At 56.6% G+C, this 24,252-nt stretch carries 24 protein-coding genes; 23 read left to right on the top strand and 1 reads right to left on the bottom strand.

The features are described from left to right. Positions 1–567: 567 nt before the first annotated feature. From rpmH to glmS, 21 genes are all read left to right on the top strand, one after another. Complete coding sequence (gene rpmH / locus ACA054_RS31930) at positions 568–702, top strand: 50S ribosomal protein L34 (protein WP_003213577.1); 135 nt, start codon at positions 568–570, stop codon at positions 700–702. Between the two features lie 16 nt (positions 703–718). Then, the gene (gene rnpA / locus ACA054_RS31925) at positions 719–1,120 is read left to right on the top strand and encodes a ribonuclease P protein component (protein ID WP_452629018.1); all 402 of its coding nucleotides are present in this window, start codon (positions 719–721) and stop codon (positions 1,118–1,120) included. Further along, complete coding sequence (gene yidD / locus ACA054_RS31920; RefSeq protein ID WP_019816912.1) at positions 1,113–1,358, top strand: membrane protein insertion efficiency factor YidD; 246 nt, start codon at positions 1,113–1,115, stop codon at positions 1,356–1,358. Before rnpA ends, yidD begins: the two co-directional genes overlap by 8 nt. A 2-nt stretch (positions 1,359–1,360) precedes the next feature. Beyond that, positions 1,361–3,040, top strand: coding sequence for a membrane protein insertase YidC (yidC, locus tag ACA054_RS31915; RefSeq protein ID WP_497687645.1), 1,680 nt, complete (start codon positions 1,361–1,363; stop codon positions 3,038–3,040). 79 nt (positions 3,041–3,119) lie between these two features. Next, positions 3,120–4,490, top strand: coding sequence for a tRNA uridine-5-carboxymethylaminomethyl(34) synthesis GTPase MnmE (gene mnmE / locus ACA054_RS31910; protein WP_497687644.1), 1,371 nt, complete (start codon positions 3,120–3,122; stop codon positions 4,488–4,490). Between the two features lie 550 nt (positions 4,491–5,040). Then, entirely contained in the window at positions 5,041–6,939 is a 1,899-nt protein-coding gene (gene mnmG / locus ACA054_RS31905; RefSeq protein WP_497687643.1) for a tRNA uridine-5-carboxymethylaminomethyl(34) synthesis enzyme MnmG, read from the top strand. Beyond that, positions 6,936–7,580: a 16S rRNA (guanine(527)-N(7))-methyltransferase RsmG gene (rsmG, locus tag ACA054_RS31900; protein ID WP_008064612.1), complete on the top strand. Its 645-nt coding sequence runs from the start codon at positions 6,936–6,938 to the stop codon at positions 7,578–7,580. The genes mnmG and rsmG overlap by 4 nt, the downstream gene beginning before the upstream one ends. Positions 7,581–7,598: 18 nt before the next feature. Further along, complete coding sequence (locus tag ACA054_RS31895; RefSeq protein ID WP_008064610.1) at positions 7,599–8,396, top strand: ParA family protein; 798 nt, start codon at positions 7,599–7,601, stop codon at positions 8,394–8,396. Positions 8,397–8,405: 9 nt separating this feature from the next. Further along, the gene (locus ACA054_RS31890) at positions 8,406–9,278 is read left to right on the top strand and encodes a ParB/RepB/Spo0J family partition protein (protein ID WP_497637277.1); all 873 of its coding nucleotides are present in this window, start codon (positions 8,406–8,408) and stop codon (positions 9,276–9,278) included. A gap of 148 nt (positions 9,279–9,426) precedes the next feature. Then, on the top strand, positions 9,427–9,834 hold the full coding sequence (locus tag ACA054_RS31885; RefSeq protein ID WP_008064605.1) for a F0F1 ATP synthase subunit I: 408 nt from the start codon (positions 9,427–9,429) through the stop codon (positions 9,832–9,834). A gap of 16 nt (positions 9,835–9,850) precedes the next feature. Further along, entirely contained in the window at positions 9,851–10,720 is an 870-nt protein-coding gene (gene atpB, locus ACA054_RS31880; RefSeq protein WP_497687642.1) for a F0F1 ATP synthase subunit A, read from the top strand. Positions 10,721–10,854: 134 nt separating this feature from the next. After that, positions 10,855–11,112 carry a F0F1 ATP synthase subunit C gene (gene atpE / locus ACA054_RS31875; RefSeq protein WP_003097235.1) on the top strand — a complete coding sequence of 86 codons (258 nt, stop codon included), beginning with the start codon at positions 10,855–10,857 and terminating at the stop codon, positions 11,110–11,112. A gap of 58 nt (positions 11,113–11,170) precedes the next feature. Further along, complete coding sequence (locus tag ACA054_RS31870; RefSeq protein ID WP_008064601.1) at positions 11,171–11,641, top strand: F0F1 ATP synthase subunit B; 471 nt, start codon at positions 11,171–11,173, stop codon at positions 11,639–11,641. 12 nt (positions 11,642–11,653) lie between these two features. Then, a complete protein-coding gene (locus ACA054_RS31865; RefSeq protein WP_497687641.1) occupies positions 11,654–12,190 on the top strand; it encodes a F0F1 ATP synthase subunit delta in 537 nt (178 codons plus the stop codon). A 21-nt stretch (positions 12,191–12,211) separates the two neighbouring features. Further along, positions 12,212–13,756, top strand: a complete 1,545-nt coding sequence (gene atpA, locus ACA054_RS31860; RefSeq protein WP_497687640.1) for a F0F1 ATP synthase subunit alpha — start codon at positions 12,212–12,214, stop codon at positions 13,754–13,756. 50 nt (positions 13,757–13,806) lie between these two features. Then, entirely contained in the window at positions 13,807–14,667 is an 861-nt protein-coding gene (atpG, locus tag ACA054_RS31855; RefSeq protein ID WP_008064595.1) for a F0F1 ATP synthase subunit gamma, read from the top strand. Positions 14,668–14,694: 27 nt separating this feature from the next. Next, positions 14,695–16,074 (top strand): F0F1 ATP synthase subunit beta, encoded by a 1,380-nt coding sequence (atpD, locus tag ACA054_RS31850; protein WP_008045671.1) that lies wholly within the window; start codon positions 14,695–14,697, stop codon positions 16,072–16,074. Between the two features lie 45 nt (positions 16,075–16,119). Then, the gene (locus ACA054_RS31845; protein ID WP_007969909.1) at positions 16,120–16,545 is read left to right on the top strand and encodes a F0F1 ATP synthase subunit epsilon; all 426 of its coding nucleotides are present in this window, start codon (positions 16,120–16,122) and stop codon (positions 16,543–16,545) included. A 114-nt stretch (positions 16,546–16,659) separates the two neighbouring features. After that, positions 16,660–18,027: a bifunctional UDP-N-acetylglucosamine diphosphorylase/glucosamine-1-phosphate N-acetyltransferase GlmU gene (gene glmU, locus ACA054_RS31840; RefSeq protein WP_497687639.1), complete on the top strand. Its 1,368-nt coding sequence runs from the start codon at positions 16,660–16,662 to the stop codon at positions 18,025–18,027. Between the two features lie 199 nt (positions 18,028–18,226). Further along, on the top strand, positions 18,227–19,006 hold the full coding sequence (locus ACA054_RS31835; protein ID WP_497690402.1) for a DeoR family transcriptional regulator: 780 nt from the start codon (positions 18,227–18,229) through the stop codon (positions 19,004–19,006). Between the two features lies 1 nt (position 19,007). Continuing rightward, entirely contained in the window at positions 19,008–20,840 is a 1,833-nt protein-coding gene (gene glmS, locus ACA054_RS31830; protein ID WP_497687638.1) for a glutamine--fructose-6-phosphate transaminase (isomerizing), read from the top strand. A 103-nt stretch (positions 20,841–20,943) separates the two neighbouring features. Here the strand turns inward: glmS and ACA054_RS31825 are convergent, their stop codons facing one another. Then, positions 20,944–22,260 (bottom strand): MFS transporter, encoded by a 1,317-nt coding sequence (locus tag ACA054_RS31825; protein WP_497687637.1) that lies wholly within the window; start codon positions 22,258–22,260, stop codon positions 20,944–20,946. Between the two features lie 284 nt (positions 22,261–22,544). Here ACA054_RS31825 and ACA054_RS31820 point away from each other — a divergent pair, with 284 nt between their 5' ends. Continuing rightward, positions 22,545–23,447, top strand: coding sequence for a LysR family transcriptional regulator (locus tag ACA054_RS31820; protein ID WP_497687636.1), 903 nt, complete (start codon positions 22,545–22,547; stop codon positions 23,445–23,447). 130 nt (positions 23,448–23,577) lie between these two features. Further along, positions 23,578–24,204 carry a glutathione S-transferase family protein gene (locus ACA054_RS31815; protein WP_497687635.1) on the top strand — a complete coding sequence of 209 codons (627 nt, stop codon included), beginning with the start codon at positions 23,578–23,580 and terminating at the stop codon, positions 24,202–24,204. Positions 24,205–24,252 lie beyond the last annotated feature (48 nt).

The raw sequence follows: 24,252 nt of genomic DNA, 5'->3' as shown, positions 1-24,252 counted from the left end.
GGATATCCCCTAAGTTGAAAGCCGGTGAGGCAAAAACAAGCGGCCATTGTAACGGCCAGACGCCGACTTATCCACACGTAGGTGGGTCATGCACCGAGAAGAATCAAGGTTTTGTACGGTAAAAAGACGACCAATGGTCTGTGCATAAGCTCTGTGGATAACTACCTCTAAGCTCATTGTACAAGTGGGGGCGAAACTCGGTGGATAACCTGCCTGTGGATAACAGCGCTTTCCACACACAGGTTATCCGACAGCGCAGCACAGGCTGAACACGGTTTTCCACTGTAGTTGTCATTCGCTGTACATCAGGTGAAACAAGGGCTAAAGCCACTTATCCACAGATACCTGCGCCCTTAGCTTTTATAAGCTTTACAGAAAAGCTTTAAATACTTTCCTTCTTTATTTTTATATTTGGCTGGGGATCCTGGTCAGGCAAAACCCCTGGAGATCTATTTATAAGGAAACGTTGGTTGGAAATTGACCTAGAGGCTTGCTTTCTCTAGAATCCCCGGTCTCTTAAAACGGGGGCCATTCCGGCCCGTTGTGGACGAACCAGGTAACACGACAATGAAACGTACTTTCCAACCAAGCACTATCAAACGCGCTCGTACCCACGGTTTCCGTGCTCGCATGGCTACCAAGAACGGCCGTGCCGTTCTGTCGCGTCGTCGCGCCAAAGGTCGTGCGCGTCTGGCAGTTTGATAAGCCGGCACTGGAGGTGAGTCAGGACTTCAGTCGGGAAAAGCGTTTGCTTACCCCCCGGCATTTCAAGGCAGTCTTTGACTCCCCTACCGGCAAGGTTCCGGGGAAAAATCTCCTGCTCCTTGCGCGCAACAACGATCTTGATCACCCCCGTCTCGGGCTGGTTATCGGGAAAAAGAGCGTAAAGCTCTCCGTCGAGCGCAATCGCCTCAAACGTCTGATGCGCGAATCGTTTCGCCTGCACCAGGATTCACTGGTCGGCTGGGACATAGTTATCGTCGCGCGCAAAGGTTTGGGTGATGTAGGAAACCCCGAATTGATTCAGCATTTCGGCAAACTCTGGAAGCGTCTGGCACGCAGTACGCCGGTACCGGCAGTCAAAACCGAAACTGTAGGGGTAGACAGTCCAGATGCGTAAACTGGCAATCGTTCCGATCCAGTTTTATCGCTACGCCATTAGTCCCCTGATGGCCAGTCACTGTCGTTTCTATCCCAGTTGTTCCTGCTACGCGTTAGAAGCCATCGAAAATCATGGCCTTCTGCGCGGTGGCTGGCTGACCTTTCGTCGTTTAGGTCGCTGTCATCCGTGGAATCCCGGTGGTTATGACCCGGTTCCACCTATCCCTACCTCCCGTTCTTCTTCGATGGCCGAGTAATCATGGATATCAAACGCACGATCCTGATCGTCGCCCTGGCAATCGTGTCCTACGTTATGGTTCTTAAATGGAACCAGGACTATGGCCAGGCTGCCCTGCCGACTCAGAATGTTGCTTCCAGTACGACCGCACCGGGCCTCCCGGATACGGCCACTGGCAATAAAGCGTCCGTCAGTGACGACATTCCACACGCCGCAAACGATACCAGTGCACCAGCCGAAACTCCGGTTGCCGCAAGCACCGACCTCATCCAGATCAAAACGGATGTGCTCGATCTGGCCATCGATCCACAAGGTGGTGATGTTGCCCAACTGAGATTGCCGCTGTATCCACGTCGTCAGGACCATCCGGAAATTCCATTCCAGCTGTTCGACAACGGTAACGAACGGACTTATCTGGCTCAAAGTGGCCTGATTGGCAGCAACGGCCCGGATGCAAGTCCTGCCGGTCGTCCGATTTACTCGGCAGAGAAGAAGGTTTATCAACTGGCTGACGGTCAGGACCAATTGGTCGTGGACCTGAAGTTCAGCAAGGACGGCGTCAACTACATCAAGCGTTTCACCCTGAAACGCGGCCTGTATGACGTAACCGTTTCCTACCTGATCGACAACCAGAGCGCACAGCCCTGGTCCGGTGCAATGTTCGCGCAGTTGAAGCGTGACGCCAGCTCCGATCCATCTTCCAGCACCGCCACCGGTACCGCGACTTACCTGGGCGCCGCCCTGTGGACAAGTAACGAGCCGTACAAGAAAGTGTCGATGAGCGACATGGATAAGGCTCAGCTGAAAGAAACCGTCACCGGTGGTTGGGTTGCCTGGTTGCAGCACTACTTCGTGACCGCGTGGATCCCGGTCAAGGGCGAAAACAATATCGTCCAGACCCGTAAAGACAGCAAAGGCAACTACATCATCGGTTACACCGGTCCTTCGTTGACCGTTGCTCCGGGTGCCAAGGCTGAAACCAGCGCCGTTCTGTACGCGGGTCCGAAAAGTCAGGCTGTCTTGAAAGAGTTGTCCCCAGGTCTGGAATTGACCGTCGACTACGGCATTCTGTGGTTCATTGCCCAGCCAATCTTCTGGTTGCTGCAACATATCCACGCACTGGTCGGTAACTGGGGCTGGTCGATCATCTTCCTGACCATGCTGATCAAGGGGATCTTCTTCCCGCTGTCGGCTGCCAGCTACAAATCCATGGCGCGTATGCGTGCAGTGGCGCCGAAACTGGCTGCGCTGAAAGAGCAACATGGCGATGACCGGCAGAAAATGTCGCAGGCCATGATGGAGCTGTACAAGAAAGAGAAGATCAATCCGCTGGGTGGTTGCTTGCCAATCCTCGTGCAGATGCCGGTATTCCTTTCGCTGTATTGGGTTCTGCTGGAAAGCGTGGAAATGCGCCAAGCGCCGTTCATGCTGTGGATTACTGACCTGTCGATCAAGGATCCGTTCTTCATTCTGCCGATCATCATGGGCGCCACCATGTTCATCCAGCAGCAGTTGAACCCGACCCCTCCGGATCCAATGCAGGCGAAGGTCATGAAAATGATGCCAATCATCTTCACCTTCTTCTTCCTGTGGTTCCCGGCGGGTCTGGTCCTGTACTGGGTTGTGAACAACGTGCTGTCCATTGCACAACAGTGGTACATCACTCGTAAGATCGAAGCAGCTGCCAAAGCGACTGCCTGACTTACACTGTGGGTAACCACTCAAAACGCCCCCTAGTGGGGCGTTTTGCTATCTGTCACTTTTGTCTGGATACCGGTTTATGAGCGCTCCTCGTGAAACCATTGCCGCCGTCGCCACCGCTCAAGGTCGGGGTGGTGTAGGCATCGTTCGTATTTCCGGGCCGTTGGCCAGCGTCGCGGCCGAGGCCTTCCGCGGTCGCGAACTCAAGCCGCGGTACGCTCACTATGGTCCGTTCCTCGGTGAAAACGACGAGGTGCTCGATCAGGGCATCGCGCTGTATTTTCCCGGACCGAACTCATTCACTGGCGAAGATGTATTGGAATTACAGGGGCACGGTGGCCCGGTGGTTCTGGATATGCTGCTGCAGCGCTGCCTTCAACTGGGTTGCCGTCTCGCCCGGCCGGGGGAATTTAGTGAACGTGCATTCCTGAACGACAAGCTCGACCTGGCCCAGGCCGAAGCCATCGCCGACCTGATCGAAGCCAGTTCTGCACAGGCGGCTCGCAACGCATTGCGCTCCCTGCAAGGTGCCTTTTCGGCTCGTGTGCATAACCTCACGGAACAACTGATCGGCCTGCGGATTTATGTCGAAGCGGCGATCGACTTTCCGGAGGAAGAAATCGATTTCCTGGCCGATGGCCACGTATTGAGCATGCTCGATAAAGTGCGTGATGAGTTATCCACCGTCATGCGCGAAGCCGGGCAGGGTGCCTTGCTGCGCGACGGCATGACTGTGGTCATCGCCGGTCGTCCGAATGCTGGCAAATCCAGCCTGCTAAATGCACTTGCCGGTCGCGAAGCGGCCATCGTCACCGAGATCGCCGGCACCACGCGGGACGTCCTTCGCGAACATATCCACATCGATGGCATGCCGCTGCACGTGGTGGATACCGCCGGGTTGCGCGATACCGATGACCATGTGGAAAAAATTGGTGTGGAGCGGGCGTTGAAGGCCATCGGCGAGGCAGATCGGGTACTGCTGGTCGTCGATGCCACCGCGCCCGAAGCGCTCGATCCTTTCGCGCTATGGCCCGAGTTCCTCGAAACTCGCCCCGATCCGGCGAAAGTCACGCTGATCCGTAACAAGGCAGATCTCACAGGCGAATCCATGGCCCTGGAAGTCAGCGATGACGGGCACGTCACCATCAGCCTCAGCGCCAAGTCTGCAGGTGTTGGCCTGGAGTTGCTGCGCGACCATCTGAAGGCTTGCATGGGCTACGAACAGACCTCGGAAAGCAGCTTCAGTGCTCGCAGGCGTCACCTGGAAGCATTGCGTCATGCCAGTGCTTCCCTTGAGCACGGCCGCGCGCAACTGACTCTGGCGGGTGCCGGCGAATTGCTGGCCGAAGATTTGCGCCAGGCTCAGCAGTCGCTGGGAGAAATCACCGGTGCATTCAGCTCCGATGACCTGTTGGGGCGAATCTTTTCCAGCTTCTGCATCGGAAAATAGTCCTTCTGCTATCCACAGACAGGCCGTTCGTGCCTGTCTGCTCCCTCCTTTTCTAAAACAACCCTCCAGTGCTGAGCAGATTTTTTCCGCTTGAGCGGTTTTTCCCTGCCCGAATTTCCTTCGATTGGCGCTTTTCTGTGGATTAAGCCCTGTGAATAACCGCGGCTAAGGGCAGTTGATAACAGGGCCTTAAAACTGAAGATAACCGCCCCTGTGGATAACAGCCCCATTCATCCACAGGCTTAAACCGGTTATCCAAGGGCCTTATTGGCACATGACCACAGAGTTTTGAATCTCTGTACACAGCGAATTGAAAGGCCTGTAAGAATCTATCCACAGAAAGGTGGGTCAGTAGAAATAAACATAAAAACAAAGATTTAATAAATTTCTCTCTTTTTAATTTCTATAACCGCCACTTTTCCACAGCTGGTTAAATTTTGTGCAAAGGGTTCTTTAGGAAGGGCGAAGTCCCTATACTTGTCGACCAGGTCCAAAAACCTGAGCTCAAACTATTCCTGAATTACCTACTTAAGCAGGCACGAGGTGCGTGGTGGATTTCCCTTCCCGTTTTGAAGTGATCGTCATCGGCGGCGGTCATGCCGGTACCGAGGCAGCACTGGCCTCAGCACGTATGGGGGTCAAGACCCTGTTGCTGACGCATAACGTGGAAACCCTCGGTGCCATGAGTTGCAACCCTGCCATCGGCGGGATCGGTAAAAGCCATCTGGTCAAGGAAATCGACGCCCTCGGCGGCGCGATGGCCATTGCTACCGACAAAGGTGGTATCCAGTTTCGCGTCTTGAATAGCCGCAAGGGCCCGGCCGTGCGCGCAACCCGCGCTCAGGCGGATCGGGTTCTGTACAAGGCGGCGGTGCGCGAAATACTGGAAAACCAGCCGAACCTGTGGATATTTCAACAGGCTGCAGACGACCTGATCGTTGAGCAGGAACAAGTGCGTGGTGTCGTGACCCAGATGGGTCTGCGTTTCCTCGCCGATTCCGTGGTGTTGACCACCGGTACGTTCCTCGGTGGACTTATCCACATCGGTTTGCAGAATTTCTCCGGCGGGCGCGCCGGTGATCCGCCATCGATCGCCTTGGCTCAGCGCCTGCGTGAGCTGCCGCTGCGTGTCGGTCGCCTGAAAACAGGAACTCCGCCGCGTATCGACGCCCGGTCTGTGGATTTCTCGGTGATGACCGAGCAGGCAGGCGATACGCCGATTCCAGTGATGTCGTTCATGGGCTCCAAAGAGCAGCACCCACAACAGGTCAGCTGCTGGATTACCCACACCAACGCGCGCACCCACGAAATCATTGCCGCGAACCTCGACCGTTCGCCGATGTATTCCGCTGCTGGGGAAATCGAAGGCATCGGCCCGCGCTACTGCCCGTCGATCGAAGACAAGATCCATCGTTTTGCCGACAAGCAAAGCCACCAGGTCTTCATCGAGCCGGAAGGCTTGACGACAAACGAGCTGTACCCGAACGGAATCTCCACTTCCTTGCCGTTCGATGTGCAATTGCAGATCGTGCAATCGATCCGCGGCATGGAAAACGCACACATCGTGCGTCCGGGCTACGCCATCGAATACGACTACTTCGACCCGCGTGACCTGAAGTACAGCCTGGAAACCAAAGTCATCGGCGGTCTGTTCTTTGCAGGACAAATCAACGGCACCACCGGTTACGAAGAAGCCGGCGCCCAGGGTTTGCTGGCCGGGACCAACGCCGCACTGCGCGCCCAAGGAAAAGATGCCTGGTGCCCGCGTCGCGATGAAGCCTACATCGGCGTATTGGTCGACGACCTGATTACCCTCGGGACCCAAGAGCCGTACCGGATGTTTACATCCCGTGCCGAATACCGGCTGATCTTGCGCGAAGACAACGCTGACCTGCGCTTGACCGAAAAAGGCCGCGAATTGGGTCTTGTCGATGACGTGCGCTGGGCGGCGTTCTGCAAAAAACGCGAAAGTATCGAGCTGGAAGAGCAGCGTCTGAAAAGCACCTGGGTACGACCGGGCACCGAACAGGGCGATGCGATTGCGGAAAAATTCGGCACGCCACTGACTCACGAATACAACTTGCTCAATCTGCTGAGCCGTCCGGAAATCGACTACGCTGGACTGATTGCCGTCACCGGTGGGGGCGCAGAAGATCCACAGGTTGCCGAGCAGGTCGAAATCAAGACCAAGTACGCCGGTTACATCGATCGCCAGCAGGATGAAATCGCGCGTCTACGGGCCAGCGAAGACACCAAATTGCCTGTGGATATCGAATACACGAACATTTCCGGTCTCTCCAAAGAGATCCAGAGCAAGTTGGGCGCGACCCGTCCGGAGACATTGGGTCAGGCGTCACGTATCCCGGGCGTGACACCGGCAGCCATTTCCCTGTTGATGATTCATTTGAAAAAACGCGGCGCGGGCCGTCAGTTGGAGCAAAGCGCTTGAGTTCGTTGGTCACCCCGCAACACGCAGAAGAGTTATCCACAGGCGCTCGTCAGCTCGGTGTCGCTCTGACCGAAACCCAGCATGCACAACTGCTGGGTTATCTGGCCCTGTTGATAAAATGGAACAAGGCCTACAACCTCACGGCCGTCCGTGATCCCGATGAAATGGTGTCCCGTCATTTGCTCGATAGCCTGAGCGTGATGTCGTTCGTCGAAAACGGTCGCTGGCTCGATGTTGGCAGCGGCGGCGGCATGCCGGGCATTCCCTTGGCCATCCTGTTTCCTGAGTCACAAGTGACCTGCCTGGACAGCAACGGCAAGAAAACCCGCTTCCTGACCCAGGTCAAACTCGAGCTGAAACTGGATAACCTGCAAGTTATCCACAGTCGCGTCGAAGCGTTCCAGCCTGCTCAGCCGTTCAACGGGATCATTTCCCGGGCCTTCAGCAGCATGGAGAACTTCAGCAACTGGACGCGCCACCTCGGTGACACCGATACACGCTGGCTGGCAATGAAGGGCGTTCATCCCGCCGATGAGCTGGTAGCATTGCCGACAGACTTCCACCTCGATAGCGAACACGCCCTGGCCGTTCCTGGTTGCCAAGGCCAACGCCATCTGCTGATACTGCGCCGCACGGCATGATTGGGAACACAAGCAAGAATGGCTAAGGTATTCGCGATTGCGAACCAAAAGGGTGGTGTGGGCAAGACCACCACCTGTATCAACCTCGCAGCATCCCTGGTCGCGACCAAGCGTCGGGTATTGCTGATCGATCTCGATCCACAGGGCAACGCCACCATGGGTAGCGGTGTGGATAAACACGGCCTGGAAAACTCGGTTTATGACCTGCTGATCGGGGAGTGTGACCTGGCCCAGGCCATGCATTTCTCCGAACACGGCGGTTACCAGCTGTTACCGGCTAACCGGGACCTGACCGCGGCCGAAGTGGTTCTGCTGGAAATGCAGATGAAGGAAAGCCGCCTGCGCAGTGCGTTGGCGCCGATCCGTGAAAACTACGACTACATTTTGATCGACTGCCCGCCGTCACTGTCGATGCTGACCTTGAACGCACTGGTTGCCGCCGACGGGGTAATTATCCCCATGCAGTGCGAGTACTTCGCACTCGAAGGCTTGAGCGACCTTGTGGATAACATCAAGCGCATCGCCGAGCTGCTCAATCCGAACCTCAAGGTCGAAGGCCTGTTGCGTACGATGTACGACCCGCGCTTGAGCCTGATGAACGATGTATCGGCCCAGCTCAAGGAACACTTCGGCGATCAGCTGTACGACACGGTCATTCCGCGCAACATTCGCCTGGCCGAAGCGCCCAGCTACGGCATGCCGGCGCTGGCGTACGACAAATCATCGCGCGGTGCCGTGGCCTATCTGGCCCTGGCGGGCGAAATGGTCCGTCGCCAACGCAAAAACTCACGCATCGCCGCTGCTCAGGCAACTTAAGGAATCCCCATGGCCGTCAAGAAACGAGGTCTCGGACGTGGACTGGATGCACTGCTGAGTGGTCCGAGTGTCAGCGCGCTGGAAGAACAGGCGGTGCAAGCCGATCAGCGTGAGCTGCAGCACCTGCCGCTGGATCTGCTGCAGCGCGGCAAGTACCAGCCGCGTCGCGACATGGATCCCCAGGCGCTCGAAGAGCTGGCGCAATCGATCAAGGCACAGGGCGTGATGCAGCCGATCGTTGTGCGGCCAATCGGTAGCGGTCGCTACGAAATCATCGCCGGCGAACGCCGCTGGCGCGCCAGCCAGCAAGCTGGCCAGGAAACCATCCCGGCGATGGTGCGCGATGTACCGGATGAAACCGCGATCGCCATTGCGCTGATCGAGAACATCCAGCGCGAAGACCTCAATCCGATCGAAGAAGCGGTGGCCTTGCAGCGTCTGCAGACGGAATTCCAGCTGACCCAGCAACAAGTCGCCGAAGCCGTGGGCAAGTCCCGGGTGACCGTGGCCAACCTGCTGCGCCTGATTTCGCTGCCGGAAGTCATCAAAACCATGCTTTCCCACGGCGACCTGGAAATGGGTCATGCCCGTGCATTGCTCGGTTTGCCGGAAAATCAACAGGTTGAAGGGGCGCGACATGTTGTCGCACGCGGGCTGACCGTACGCCAGACTGAAGCACTGGTTCGCCAGTGGTTGAGTGGTAAACCGGAGCCTGTGGAACCCTCGAAACCGGACCCGGATATTGCCCGCCTGGAACAGCGCCTGGCCGAGCGCCTAGGCTCTGCGGTGCAGATCCGCCACGGGAAGAAGGGTAAAGGGCAACTGGTCATTGGTTACAACTCCCTGGATGAACTTCAGGGCGTGCTCGCACACATTCGCTGAAACAATTCCTCATGTAGCGCGCAGTCGGAAATCACTACCTGACAGTTGAATAGGGGCAGAACCGCCCCTATACTCTGCGCGCATTTTGTCGGCACAAATTATGCCAAGTTATTGAATTCTGGCAGCCGACCATTGGAGAGCAATAGTGATGGAAACCCGCACGCCAAACCGCTTGCCCTTCCATCGCCTGGCAGTTTTTCCGGTGTTAATGGCTCAATTTGTCGTTTTGCTGATCGCTGCTTTGGCGCTCTGGCAATGGCATGGAGTCGTTGCCGGGTACTCGGGACTTTGCGGAGGCCTGATAGCCTTGCTGCCCAATGTTTATTTTGCTCACAGGGCATTTCGGTTTTCCGGCGCCCGAGCAGCCCAGTCCATCGTCCGGTCTTTTTATGCCGGCGAGGCAGGCAAACTGATTTTGACGGCAGTGCTGTTTGCACTGGTGTTTGCAGGTGTGAAGCCATTGGCACCGATTGCAGTATTCGGTGTCTTCGTGCTGACTCAGTCGGTCAGCTGGTTCGCTCCCCTGCTGATGAGAACAAGACTTTCGAGACCTTAGGGCGTTTGAGGCAACCATGGCAGAGACAACCGCTTCGGGCTATATCCAGCACCACTTGCAGAACCTGACCTTCGGTCAGCACCCTACCGGCGGCTGGGGCTTTGCCCACACCGCAGCAGAAGCCAAGGAAATGGGCTTTTGGGCTTTCCACGTCGATACCCTCGGCTGGTCGGTCGCATTGGGTCTGATTTTCGTTCTTCTTTTCCGCATGGCGGCGAAGAAGGCGACTACCGGTGTACCTGGTGCTTTGCAGAACTTCGTTGAAGTATTGGTCGAATTCGTCGATGGCAGCGTGAAAGACAGCTTCCATGGCCGTAGCCCGGTGATTGCACCGCTGGCACTGACCATCTTCGTCTGGGTGTTCCTGATGAACGCCGTCGACCTGGTACCGGTCGACTGGATTCCTCAGCTGGCCATCCTGATCTCCGGCGACCAACACATCCCGTTCCGCGCCGTGTCGACTACCGACCCGAACGCGACCCTGGGCATGGCGTTGTCGGTTTTCGCACTGATCATTTTCTACAGCATCAAGGTCAAGGGCATCGGCGGCTTCATCGGCGAACTGACCCTGCACCCGTTCGGCAGCAAGAACATCTTCGTTCAAGCCCTGCTGATCCCAGTGAACTTCCTGCTGGAATTCGTGACCCTGATCGCCAAGCCGATCTCCCTGGCTCTGCGTCTGTTCGGCAACATGTATGCCGGCGAGCTGGTCTTCATTCTGATTGCTGTGATGTTCGGCAGCGGTCTGCTCTGGCTTAGTGGCCTGGGCGTTGTACTGCAGTGGGCGTGGGCCGTGTTCCACATCCTGATCATCACCCTGCAGGCGTTCATCTTCATGATGCTGACCATCGTCTACCTGTCGATGGCGCACGAAGAAAACCATTAAGACCAGTCTCGACTAGTCTGATGTCCCTCCCGGTCAAACGGGAGGGTGCTCCTCACGGGGCATCTGAAACGATTTGTTTTACCGCTTTAAATTAAAAAAACCTAAACCATACGACGTAAAAGTCGGGAGGAAAGATGGAAACTGTAGTTGGTCTAACCGCTATCGCTGTTGCACTGTTGATCGGCCTGGGCGCACTGGGTACCGCAATTGGTTTCGGCCTGTTGGGCGGCAAGTTCCTGGAAGGCGCAGCGCGTCAGCCAGAAATGGTTCCAATGCTGCAAGTTAAAATGTTCATCGTTGCCGGTCTGCTCGACGCCGTAACCATGATCGGTGTTGGTATCGCTCTGTTCTTCACCTTTGCGAACCCGTTCGTTGGTCAGATCGCTGGCTGATTACTCGGATCTTCCGGGTAATTTGGTGTGATGGACAACGAAACTGCGAGGTGTTGGCGTGAACATTAATGCGACCCTGATTGGCCAGTCCGTTGCGTTCCTGATTTTTGTACTGTTCTGCATGAAGTTCGTATGGCCTCCGGTCATTGCGGCACTGCACGAACGTCAAAAGAAGATCGCTGATGGTCTGGACGCTGCCAGCCGTGCAGCTCGCGACCTGGAGTTGGCCCAAGAGAAAGCGGGTCAGCAACTGCGCGAAGCGAAAGCTCAGGCAGCTGAAATCATCGAGCAAGCCAAGAAACGCGGTAATCAGATTGTTGAAGAGGCTGTTGAAAAAGCCCGTATCGACGCTGACCGTGTGAAGGTTCAGGCTCAGGCCGAGATCGAACAGGAACTGAACAGTGTCAAAGACGCGCTGCGTGCCCAAGTGGGCTTGCTGGCAGTCGGCGGCGCCGAGAAGATCCTGGGTGCCACAATCGATCAAAACGCGCACGCAGAGCTGGTTAACCAACTGGCTGCTGAAATCTAAGCGAGGGCGATCATGGCAGAACTGACCACGTTGGCCCGACCTTACGCTAAGGCGGCCTTCGAGCACGCTCAGGCCCACCAGCAACTGGCCAATTGGTCAGCCATGCTCGGCCTGGCTGCAGCGGTGTCGCAAGACGACACCATGCAGCGCGTGCTCAAGGCCCCGCGATTGACGAGCGCAGAAAAGGCCGCCACGTTCATTGACGTGTGCGGCGACAAGTTTGATGCCAAGGCACAGAACTTCATCCACGTCGTTGCCGAAAACGACCGTCTCCCGCTGTTGCCGGAGATCGCCGCTCTGTTCGACCTGTACAAGGCCGAACAAGAGAAATCGGTAGACGTTGAAGTCACCAGTGCTTTCGCATTGAACAAAGAACAGCAAGACAAACTCGCCAAGGTTCTCAGTGCACGACTCAACCGGGAAGTGCGCCTGCAAGTTGCGGAGGATGCCGCCCTGATAGGTGGTGTCGTAATCCGCGCCGGCGACCTGGTTATCGATGGCTCGATTCGCGGAAAAATCGCGAAACTTGCCGAAGCATTGAAATCTTGAGTTTGAAGGGGCAGCAGAGCAATGCAGCAACTCAATCCTTCCGAAATAAGTGAAATTATCAAGGGCCGCATCGACAAGCTCGATGTGACCTCCCAAGCCCGTAACGAAGGCACAGTCGTCAGCGTATCTGACGGTATCGTGCGGATTCACGGTCTGGCCGACGTAATGTACGGCGAGATGATCGAGTTTCCGGGCGGCGTCTTCGGCATGGCCCTCAACCTGGAGCAAGACTCCGTAGGTGCCGTTGTACTGGGCGCTTACCAGTCTCTGGCTGAAGGCATGAGCGCCAAGTGCACCGGCCGCATCCTGGAAGTTCCTGTTGGTAAGGAACTGCTGGGTCGCGTAGTCGACGCACTGGGTAACCCTGTTGACGGCAAAGGTCCACTGGGCAACACCGAGACCGACGCGGTCGAGAAAGTTGCTCCAGGCGTGATCTGGCGTAAGTCGGTAGACCAGCCTGTACAGACTGGCTACAAGGCTGTCGATGCCATGATCCCTGTCGGCCGTGGCCAGCGTGAGCTGATCATCGGTGACCGTCAGATCGGTAAAACCGCTCTGGCGATCGACGCGATCATCAACCAGAAGAACAGCGGCATCTACTGCGTTTACGTAGCGATCGGTCAGAAACAATCGACCATCGCCAACGTGGTTCGCAAGCTGGAAGAAAACGGCGCCCTGGCCAACACGATCATCGTGGCTGCCAGCGCTTCGGAATCTCCTGCGCTGCAATTCCTGGCACCGTACTCCGGTTGCACCATGGGTGAATTCTTCCGCGACCGCGGTGAAGACGCGCTGATCGTTTATGACGATCTGTCCAAGCAAGCAGTGGCTTACCGCCAGATTTCCCTGCTGCTGCGCCGTCCACCAGGCCGTGAAGCTTACCCAGGCGACGTGTTCTATCTCCACTCCCGTCTGCTGGAGCGCGCATCCCGCGTTTCGGAAGAGTACGTAGAGAAGTTCACCAACGGCGCAGTGACCGGCAAAACCGGTTCCCTGACCGCACTGCCGATCATCGAAACCCAAGCTGGCGACGTTTCCGCGTTCGTTCCGACCAACGTGATTTCCATCACCGACGGTCAGATCTTCCTGGAATCGGCCATGTTCAACTCCGGGATCCGTCCTGCTGTGAACGCCGGTGTTTCGGTATCCCGTGTGGGTGGTGCCGCTCAGACCAAGATCATCAAGAAGCTGTCCGGTGGTATCCGTACCGCTCTGGCTCAGTACCGTGAACTGGCGGCATTCGCCCAGTTCGCTTCTGACCTGGACGAAGCGACCCGTAAGCAACTTGAGCATGGTCAGCGCGTTACCGAGCTGATGAAGCAGAAGCAATACGCCCCAATGTCGATCGCTGACATGGCGTTGTCGCTGTATGCCGCTGAGCGTGGGTTCCTGACTGACGTCGAAATCACCAAGGTCGGCAGCTTTGAACAAGCGCTGATTGCTTACTTCAACCGCGATCACGCCGAATTGATGGCGAAGATCAACGTGAAGGGTGACTTCAATGACGATATCGACGCTGGCATGAAAGCCGGTATCGAGAAGTTCAAGGCCACCCAAACCTGGTAAGCCGCAGCGGGAGCCGCAAGGCTCCCGCTTGCTAACCTGATAGGTGTTACATGGCAGGCGCAAAAGAGATTCGCAGTAAGATTGCGAGCATCAAAAGCACGCAAAAAATTACCAGCGCCATGGAAAAAGTGGCGGTCAGCAAAATGCGCAAGGCACAAATGCGCATGGCTGCTAGCCGTCCTTATGCGGAGCGCATCCGCCAGGTTATTGGGCATCTGGCCAACGCCAACCCGGAATACCGCCACCCGTTCATGATCGACCGCGAAATCAAGCGTGTTGGTTATGTCGTAGTGAGCAGTGACCGTGGTCTGTGTGGTGGCTTGAACACCAACCTGTTCAAGGCCCTGGTCAAGGACATGGCGGTAAACCGCGAGAAAGGCGTCGAGATTGATCTGTGTGTAGTGGGTAGCAAGGGTGCGGCCTTTTTCCGCAACTTCGGCGGCAACGTCGTAGCAGCTATCAGCCACCTGGGTGAAGAGCCGTCGATCAACGACTTGATCGGTAGCGTCAAAGTGATGCTGGATGCCTACCTGGACGGCCGTATTGACCGCCTGTCCGTGGTGTCCAACAAGTTCATCAACACCATGACGCAACAGCCTACCGTGGAGCAATTGATTCCACTGGTGGCAACCCCGGATCAGGATCTCAAGCACCACTGGGACTATCTCTACGAACCGGATGCCAAAGAGCTGCTTGACGGCTTGATGGTCCGCTACGTTGAGTCGCAGGTCTACCAGGCGGTGGTCGAGAACAACGCGGCTGAACAAGCTGCGCGGATGATCGCGATGAAGAACGCTACCGACAACGCCGGTGATTTGATCAGCGATTTGCAGCTGGTCTACAACAAGGCGCGTCAGGCTGCGATCACCCAAGAGATCTCGGAAATCGTCGGCGGCGCCGCCGCGGTTTAACGGTTCAAATATTCAGAGGATCCAGCTATGAGTAGCGGACGTATCGTTCAAATCATCGGCGCCGTTATCGACGTGGAATTTCCACGCGACAGCGTACCGAGCATCTACAACGCGCTGACTGTACAAAGCGCGGCCGGGACCACCCTGGAAGTTCAGCAGCAGCTGGGCGACGGCGTGGTTCGTACCATTGCGATGGGTTCCACCGAAGGCTTGAAGCGCGGTCTGGACGTTGTCGACTCTGGCGCAGCCATCTCCGTACCGGTCGGTAAAGCGACCCTGGGCCGGATCATGGACGTACTGGGCAACCCGATCGACGAAGCTGGCCCAATCGCCACTGAAGAGCGTTGGGGCATTCACCGTCCAGCGCCTTCGTTCGCCGAACAAGCAGGCGGCAACGACCTGCTGGAAACCGGCATCAAGGTTATCGACCTGGTTTGCCCGTTTGCCAAAGGCGGTAAAGTCGGTCTGTTCGGTGGTGCCGGTGTAGGCAAAACCGTAAACATGATGGAACTGATCCGTAACATCGCCATCGAGCACAGCGGTTATTCCGTGTTCGCCGGTGTGGGTGAGCGTACTCGTGAGGGTAACGACTTCTACCACGAGATGAAGGATTCCAACGTTCTGGATAAAGTGGCACTGGTTTACGGTCAGATGAACGAGCCGCCGGGTAACCGTCTGCGCGTAGCATTGACCGGCCTGACCATGGCCGAGAAGTTCCGTGACGAAGGTAACGACGTTCTGCTGTTCGTCGACAACATCTATCGTTACACCCTGGCCGGTACTGAAGTATCCGCACTGCTGGGCCGTATGCCTTCTGCAGTAGGTTACCAGCCGACCCTGGCCGAAGAGATGGGCGTTCTGCAAGAACGTATCACTTCGACCAAGGAAGGTTCGATCACTTCGATCCAAGCGGTATACGTACCTGCGGATGACTTGACCGACCCGTCGCCAGCGACCACCTTCGCCCACTTGGACGCCACCGTCGTTCTGTCCCGTGACATCGCTTCCCTGGGTATCTACCCAGCGGTAGATCCACTGGATTCGACTTCGCGCCAGCTGGACCCGAACGTAATCGGTCAGGATCACTACGACACCGCTCGCGGCGTTCAGTACGTTCTGCAGCGTTACAAAGAACTGAAGGACATCATTGCGATCCTGGGTATGGACGAGCTGTCGGAAGCCGACAAGCAGTTGGTAAACCGTGCTCGTAAGATCCAGCGTTTCTTGTCGCAGCCGTTCTTCGTGGCTGAAGTCTTCACCGGTGCATCGGGTAAATACGTTTCCCTGAAAGACACCATTGCTGGCTTCAAAGGCATCCTCAACGGTGACTACGACCACCTGCCAGAACAAGCGTTCTACATGGTTGGCGGCATCGAAGAAGCGATCGAGAAAGCCAAGAAACTGTAATCCCGGCGCCCGGCAACGGGCGCTAATTTAGGTTGAGGCAATCAGATGGCTATGACAGTCCATTGCGATATCGTCAGCGCGGAAGGAGAAATCTTTTCCGGTCTGGTCGAGATGGTGATTGCGCACGGTGCACTGGGTGATCTTGGTATCGCTCTGGGTCACGCGCCGCTGATCACTAATCTGAAGCCAGGTCCGATCCGCCTGGTCAAGCAGGGCGGGGAAGAGGAGGTGTATTACATCTCCGGTGGTTTCCTCGAGGTTCAGCCGAACATGGTCAAGGTTCTTGCCGACACCGTGCAACGTGCTGCCGACCTGGATGAAGCCTCCGCTCAGGAAGCCGTTAAGGCAGCCGAGAAGGCCTTGCATGAACGTGGCGCAGAATTCGATTACGGTTCTGCTGCCGCACGTCTGGCCGAGGCTGCAGCTCAGCTGCGCACCGTCCAGCAGATCCGCAAGAAGTTCGGCCACTAAGGCAGCGCTTGTTGTGTGATTGATTAAAAAGGGTAGCCTCGGCTACCCTTTTTTCTTTTCCGATATTCATCACGTTGGTCGCAGCCGCTGACCACCCAGGATTGGTAGCCAGTCATGTCTCTTGAAATCGTTATCCTCGCTGCTGGCCAGGGCACCCGCATGCGTTCGGCCCTGCCGAAAGTCTTGCACCCGATTGCCGGCAATTCGATGCTCGGCCATGTTATCCACAGCGCCCGACAACTTGATCCACAGCGCATTCACGTGGTGATCGGCCATGGTGCCGATGTGGTGCGCGAGCGCTTGGCCGCTGACGATCTGAACTTCGTCCTCCAGGACAAACAACTGGGCACCGGTCATGCCGTGGCCCAGGCTGTTCCCTTCATCAAGTCCGACACCGTGCTGGTGCTTTACGGCGATGTGCCGTTGATTGAAATCGAAACCTTGCAGCGTTTGCTCAAGCTTGTAGTGCCTGGGCAGATGGGTCTGCTCACCGTCGAGCTGGATGACGCAACCGGTTACGGCCGCATCGTTCGCGACACTGATGGCAAGGTTTCTGCCATCGTCGAGCACAAGGACGCCACCGAAGCCCAGCGCGCCATCAAAGAAGGCAACACCGGCATTCTCGCGGTGCCGGCCGATCGCTTGGCCGACTGGACAGGTCGCCTGTCGAACAACAACGCGCAGGGCGAGTACTACCTGACCGACGTGATCGAAATGGCAGTCAGTGACGGCCTGGTGGTGGCCACCGAACAACCCCACGACGCCATGGAAGTGCAGGGCGCCAACGACCGCAAGCAGCTTTCCGATCTTGAACGTCATTATCAGTTGCGCGCCGGCCGTCGCTTGATGGCCCAAGGCGTGACCCTGCGCGACCCGGCCCGTTTCGATGTCCGGGGTGAGGTCAGTGTCGGTCGCGACGTGCTGATCGATATCAACGTGATCCTCGAAGGTAACGTTGTCATTGAAGACGACGTGGTCATCGGCCCAAACTGCGTGATCAAGGACAGCACCTTGCGCAAAGGCGTGGTGATCAAGGCCAACAGCCATATCGAAGGGGCGATTCTCGGTGAAGGCAGCGATGCCGGTCCGTTCGCACGTTTGCGTCCAGGCACTGTGCTCGAAGCGCGGGCGCATGTGGGTAACTTCGTCGAGTTGAAAAATGCTCACCTGGGCGAAGGCGCCAAAGCAGGCCACCTGACCTATCTGGGCGATGCCGAAGTGGGTGCACGCACCAACATCGGTGCCGGCACCATCACCTGCAACTACGATGGCGCCAACAAGTGGAAAACCGTGCTGGGCGAAGATGTGTTTATCGGTTCCAACAACTCGTTGGTGGCGCCTGTGGATATCTTGGATGGTGCTACTACGGCAGCCGGTTCGACTATTACCTCCACTGTGGATAAAGCGCAGTTGGCCGTTGCCCGTGCACGCCAAAAGAACATCGACGGTTGGAAGCGACCGGAGAAGCTCAAGAAGAGTTAAGTTATCCACATCTCAATGTTTGGCAGAAGTTATTCACAGGGTAAGTGTTGTTAATAATATTAATCGGCAAGTCTCGCTCCCCTAAGGGGGCTTGCCTTTAATATTTTTATCCACAGGCCTTTTGATCACTCCGCGCTTGACGAAATTTCACTGATAGGGTTTGATTGCTTTCGTTATCTTTCGAATCGAAACTTATCAGATCATGTCTAAACGCAACACGCCTCAACGTCGCCACAACATCCTGGCCTTGCTCAACGAGCAGGGTGAAGTCAGTGTGGATGAGTTGGCCAAGCGTTTCGAAACCTCTGAAGTTACGATTCGCAAGGATCTGGCCGCTCTTGAGAGCAACGGTCTGCTGCTGCGTCGATATGGCGGCGCGATCACCCTGCCTCAGGAACTGGTGGCCGACCTGAGTCAACCGGTCTCCAGGTACAAGCAAGCCATCGCCCGCGCAGCCGTCGCGCGGATTCGCGAACATGCACGCATCATCATCGACAGCGGCAGCACGACCGCATCGATGATTCCGGAATTGGGGCAACAACCGGGCCTGGTGGTGATGACCAACTCCCTGCACGTCGCCAATGCCTTGAGCGAACTCGAGCATGAGCCGGTGCTGTTGATGACCGGCGGCACCTGGGACCCGCATTCCGAGTCCTTTCAGGGCCAGGTTGCCGAGCAGGTACTACGCTCGTACGACTTCGATCAATTGTTCATCGGCGCCGATGGTATTGATCTGGTCCGCGGTACAACCACCTTCAACGAATTGCTGGGACTTAGCCGGGTCATGGCCGAAGTCGCCCGTGAAGTGGTCGTGATGGTGGAGGCCGACAAGATCGGTCGCAAGATTCCCAACCTGGAGCTGCCCTGGAGCAGCGTCCATACCCTCATTACCGATGATCGCCTGTCGCTCGAAGCGCGGGATCAGATTCAAGCCCGCGGTATCACTTTGATTTGCGCGGCTGTCAGTCAGGAGAAATAACATGTGTGGAATTGTCGGCGCAGTCGCAGAACGTAACATCACCGCCATTCTGGTCGAGGGCCTCAAGCGCCTGGAATACCGTGGGTATGACAGCGCGGGCGTAGCGGTGTACACCAACGATCAGAAGCTCGAGCGTTTGCGTCGCCCGGGCAAGGTCAGCGAACTCGAGCAAGCCTTGGCCGAAGAACCGCTGGTCGGCCGACTGGGTATTGCCCACACTCGCTGGGCCACTCACGGTGCACCATGCGAGCGCAACGCGCATCCGCACTTCTCTGGCGATCTGGCAGTGGTGCACAACGGCATCATCGAAAACCATGAAGCCCTGCGTGAACAACTCAAGGCCCTGGGTTACGTTTTCACCTCGGACACTGACACTGAAGTCATCGCCCACCTGCTGAACCACAAACTCAAGGATCTTCCTGACCTGGCCGAGGCCCTCAAGGCAACGGTGAAGGAACTGCACGGTGCTTACGGCCTGGCAGTGATTAGCGCGCAGCAACCTGATCGCCTGGTGGCAGCCCGCAGTGGCAGCCCGCTGGTGATCGGCCTGGGCCTGGGTGAGAACTTCCTGGCGTCCGACCAATTGGCGTTGCGTCAGGTGACTGACCGTTTCATGTACCTGGAAGAGGGCGATATCGCCGAAATTCGCCGCGACAGCGTGCAGATCTGGGATGTCAGCGGCAAAGCTGTCGAGCGTGAGACCGTGCAGTATCGCGATGGCGCCGAAGCGGCTGAAAAAGGCGAGTTCCGCCATTTCATGCTCAAGGAAATCCACGAGCAACCGTCCGTGGTGCAGCGCACCCTGGAAGGTCGATTGAGCCCGAACGGTGTACTGGTACAAGCTTTCGGTCCACAGGCCGCCGAGCTGTTCGCCAAAGTGCGCAATGTGCAGATCGTAGCCTGCGGCACCAGCTATCACGCCGGCATGGTTGCCCGTTACTGGCTCGAAGAACTGGCCGGCATCCCGTGCCAGGTCGAAGTCGCCAGCGAGTTCCGCTACCGCAAAGTGGTGGTACAACCCGACACTCTGTTCGTGACCATCTCCCAGTCCGGCGAAACCGCCGACACCCTGGCTGCGCTGCGCAATGCCAAGGAATTGGGTTTCCTAGCCAGCCTGGCCATCTGCAACGTCGGCATCAGTTCGCTGGTGCGCGAATCCGACCTGACCCTGCTGACCCAGGCCGGTCGCGAAATCGGCGTGGCGTCTACCAAAGCTTTCACCACGCAATTGGTTGGCTTGCTGTTACTGACCCTGTCCCTGGGCCAGGTACATGGCTCGTTGGCCAAAGGCGTTGAAGCAACGCTGGTCGAAGAGCTGCGTCGCTTGCCAACCCGTCTGGGTGAAGCCCTGGCGATGGACAGCACCGTTGAGAAAATCGCTGAACTGTTCGCCGAGAAGAATCACACGCTGTTCCTGGGGCGCGGCGCGCAATTCCCGGTCGCGATGGAAGGGGCCCTCAAGCTCAAGGAAATTTCCTACATCCACGCCGAAGCCTACCCGGCTGGCGAGCTGAAGCACGGCCCGCTGGCGCTTGTGGATAACGACATGCCAGTGGTGACCGTGGCGCCAAACAACGAACTGCTGGAGAAGCTGAAGTCCAACCTCCAGGAAGTCCGCGCCCGTGGTGGCCAACTGGTTGTTTTCGCTGACGAGAAGGCCGGCATGACCAATGGTGAAGGCACGCACGTTGTGCAGATGCCGCACATCCACGACATCCTGTCGCCGATCCTCTACACCATCCCGCTGCAGTTGCTGTCGTACTACGTTGCCGTGCTGAAAGGCACCGACGTTGACCAGCCACGCAACCTGGCGAAATCGGTGACTGTGGAATAAGTTATCCACAGCTGATCGAGTTGGTGCTTTGGAGAGTATTCCAGAGGATTGGCCAAACGAGTGGGGGTGACACTTTGGTGTCGCCCCCTTTTTTATAGATAAGCTATTTTGTCGCCGTAGATGCAAACGCTTTAGGATATTTGTCGAGGTATGCATCGTTCAGCTGCGTATCTTGGGAACGCATAAAAGTCCTAAAATCAGGCACCAGGAAGACCAACAAAGACAACAAAAGCACCATGACGCCCAGAAGTGTGATTGTCATTAATACCCCCCAGCCAGCAATCAGGGTGTTCATTGCGAAACTGCCCAAAGGACTGGCCGCCGCAGACAGAAATGAAACAGTGGCAAAAATCCGGTTGCGGTAGTGATTTGGCGTCGCCAGCAACCTCACAGCTGAAGTGGGAATGTTGATCAACATCAAGCCGACACCGCCGCAGAAGAAGGCAGCAGGTACGATTAAAGACGATGAAACGCTGCCAACCACCACCAGATTGCATCCCAATAATGCGAAGCCGGCAGACACGCACATGTCGCGGGGGACATGGTCGGATAGCCAGCCGATGATTTTGTAGCTACCCGCCAAAATGCCCAGCCCGAAGCAAGAATCCAAAAGACCGATATAAGTGACCGGGAACTGAATGACATCCTTTACGTACAGTGGGATCAGGATGGTGAAGAACGGAAACAGGGCAAAGTTGATCAGCATTGCAATGATTGCCAGATAAAATTCGACTTTCACTCCGTAGATAACTTTGAATCCGGAATAGATCATTCTGAATCCGCTGGCACTTGAGGCTTTTTCGCCTCGATCAGTGGCACCGATGTGATTTGGGATGGTCGCGATCAGTGCTCCGGCGACAAGAATCGTAATACAATCGGCGGCGAAGGCGAAGGTCGTACCGAATCCGTAAATCAACCCGCTGGCCAGTGCCGGCCCGAGCAGAACTGAAAATGACGACATCACGCTTTTGGTCCGAAAGGCGAGGATAACTTTATCGCCATCTGCAAACAAAGGAATGATCGACGCCTGAAGAGGATCGCGCACGCCGACAATTGCACTGCTGATCATCATTAGCGCGCCCACCGTCCAGGGATTGAACGATCCCATAGCGGACAGCATCACCATCAACAGCGCTGTCAGCAAGCTGATCGATGAGGCTAGCTTGATGATCAGGATTTTGTTGTATTTGTCTCCCAGCCATCCCAGTAAGGGTTTGGCTAACACCTCCGTCGCGATGGAAAAAGCGATCAAATGGGCAAAATAGAGCGCAGAGGCTGTTTCCTGCAAGGCCCACCAGGCCACGGCTAACTGATTGCACCGTCCCCCTAGAACCATCAGCAAAAAGCTGAATTGCACTTTTAACAGGCGCCGGTCGGTGCCGGTACTGCCCCACGCATTACCTGAAAAATGTGCAGACATTGACATTCCTTTTGTACGGATAGGGTGACTGCGTATTCAGGGTAAATCGCTCGATATCGCTCTATTTTTCCCTCAAGACTGTAGCGTTCTGCTTACTAACTATTTAAGTGGAAGAAGTTTGAGTTTTATTCTTTACGGATGCGACTTACATGGATTTTAGAATATTCTTACAGTAACTGGACTATATAGTCGTGACTGTGGAATAAGTTATTCACAGCTGATCGAACCTTAAAAAATCGCAGCCTTTGGGTTGCGATTTTTTTATCTGAATCGAGGACTCGTCCATGGACCGCTTTCAGGAGATGCAAGTCTTCGCCGCCGTCGCCCAGGACCAGGGATTTTCGGCAGCGGCACGGCGTTTGGGCTTGTCTGCCGCCAGCGTCACCCGGGCGGTGGCGGCGCTGGAGAAGCGCATTGGCACGCAGTTGCTCACGCGCACTACGCGCAGTGTGTATTTGAGCGAGGCGGGGCAGCGTTATTTGGAGGACTGTCGGAGAATTCTGGCCGAGGTGCAGGAAGCCGAGGATTCGGCGGCGGGCAGTCATGCCCAGCCCCGTGGGCAACTGACGATCACGGCGCCGGTTTTGTTCGGTGAGTTGTTCGTCACTCCGCTGATGGTGAGTTTTCTCACGCAATTTCCCGACGTGACGATCAATGCGCTGCTGGTAGACCGGGTGGTGAGTGTCGTCGAGGAAGGTGTCGATGTTGCCATCCGCATCGGTGAGCTGCCTGACAGCAACCAGCATGCGATTCGGGTGGGCGAAGTGCGGCGGGTGATCTGTGCATCCCCGCAGTTTTTGGCTATCCATGGTCGACCACAACATCCGCATGAGTTGGCTCAGGCGCCGATCATTGCGACTTCCGCCATTGGCCAGTTGAAACACTGGCCTTTCCTCGACCGGGGCGAGCCATTGAGTGTCCGGGCTGAGCCGCGTCTGACCGTAACGGCGAATCAGGCAGCGATTACCGCCGCGGCGCTTGGACTGGGTTTCACTCGGGTTCTGTCCTATCAGTCGGCGAGCAAAGTGGCGGCAGGGGAGTTGGAAATCGTTCTGGCGGATTTCGAAATGCCGCCATTGCCCATCCATGTGCTCTATCAAGGTGGGCACAAGGCTGCAGCGCGAGTTCGCAGTTTTGTCGACTTTATGGTGAAGGCACTTCGCGAGCATCCGGCATTGCAGGACTGATGGTTTGTTTCACTGGACGAAATAATGGATTGCGTTTGCTGGTTATTCTGTTGTTTTGGTGACTGGTAGAAGATGACCGCCATCGGTGCTGATCTCTCCCCAACAGCGCCACTGACCTGCGGAGTCGACCATGCAAGCCATCAAACTCTACAACTTCCCACGCTCCGGCCACGCGCATCGTGTGGAACTGATGCTCTCGCTGTTGCAGCTGCCGACCGAGCTGATCTTCGTCGACCTGGCCAAGGGCGAGCATAAAAAACCGGAGTACCTGGCCCTCAACGCTTTTGGCCAGGTGCCGGTGCTGGACGATCAAGGTGTGGTGCTGGCGGATTCCAATGCGATCCTGGTCTATCTGGCGCAAAAATACGGTAAAGGTCGCTGGCTGCCAGCCGATCCGGTCGGTGCCGCCAGAGTGCAGCGCTGGTTGTCGGTCGCAGCCGGGCCAATCGCCTTTGGCCCCGCCCGGGCAAGGCTGATCACGGTGTTTGGCGCGCCGTACAATCCTGATGAAGTGATTCCTTACGCCCATAGCGTGCTCAAGGTAATCGATAAGGAACTGGCCAACACGCCTTACCTGACCGGCAGCGAACCGACCATTGCCGACGTGGCTGCCTACAGCTACATCGCCCACGCACCGGAAGGCAATGTGTCGCTGGACGACTACGCCAACATCCGCGCCTGGCTGGCAAAAGTTGAAGCCTTGCCCGGTTTTATCGGCATGCCGCGCACTGTCGCCGGCATGCAAAAAACTGCCTGATGTTTTTCGCCCGACGTTGTCGGGCCTTTCACGCTGTGCCGATGGCGC

This window comes from Pseudomonas sp. LBUM1653, from assembly GCF_059716115.1.
This window is presented reverse-complemented; position numbering and strand designations above follow the sequence as displayed.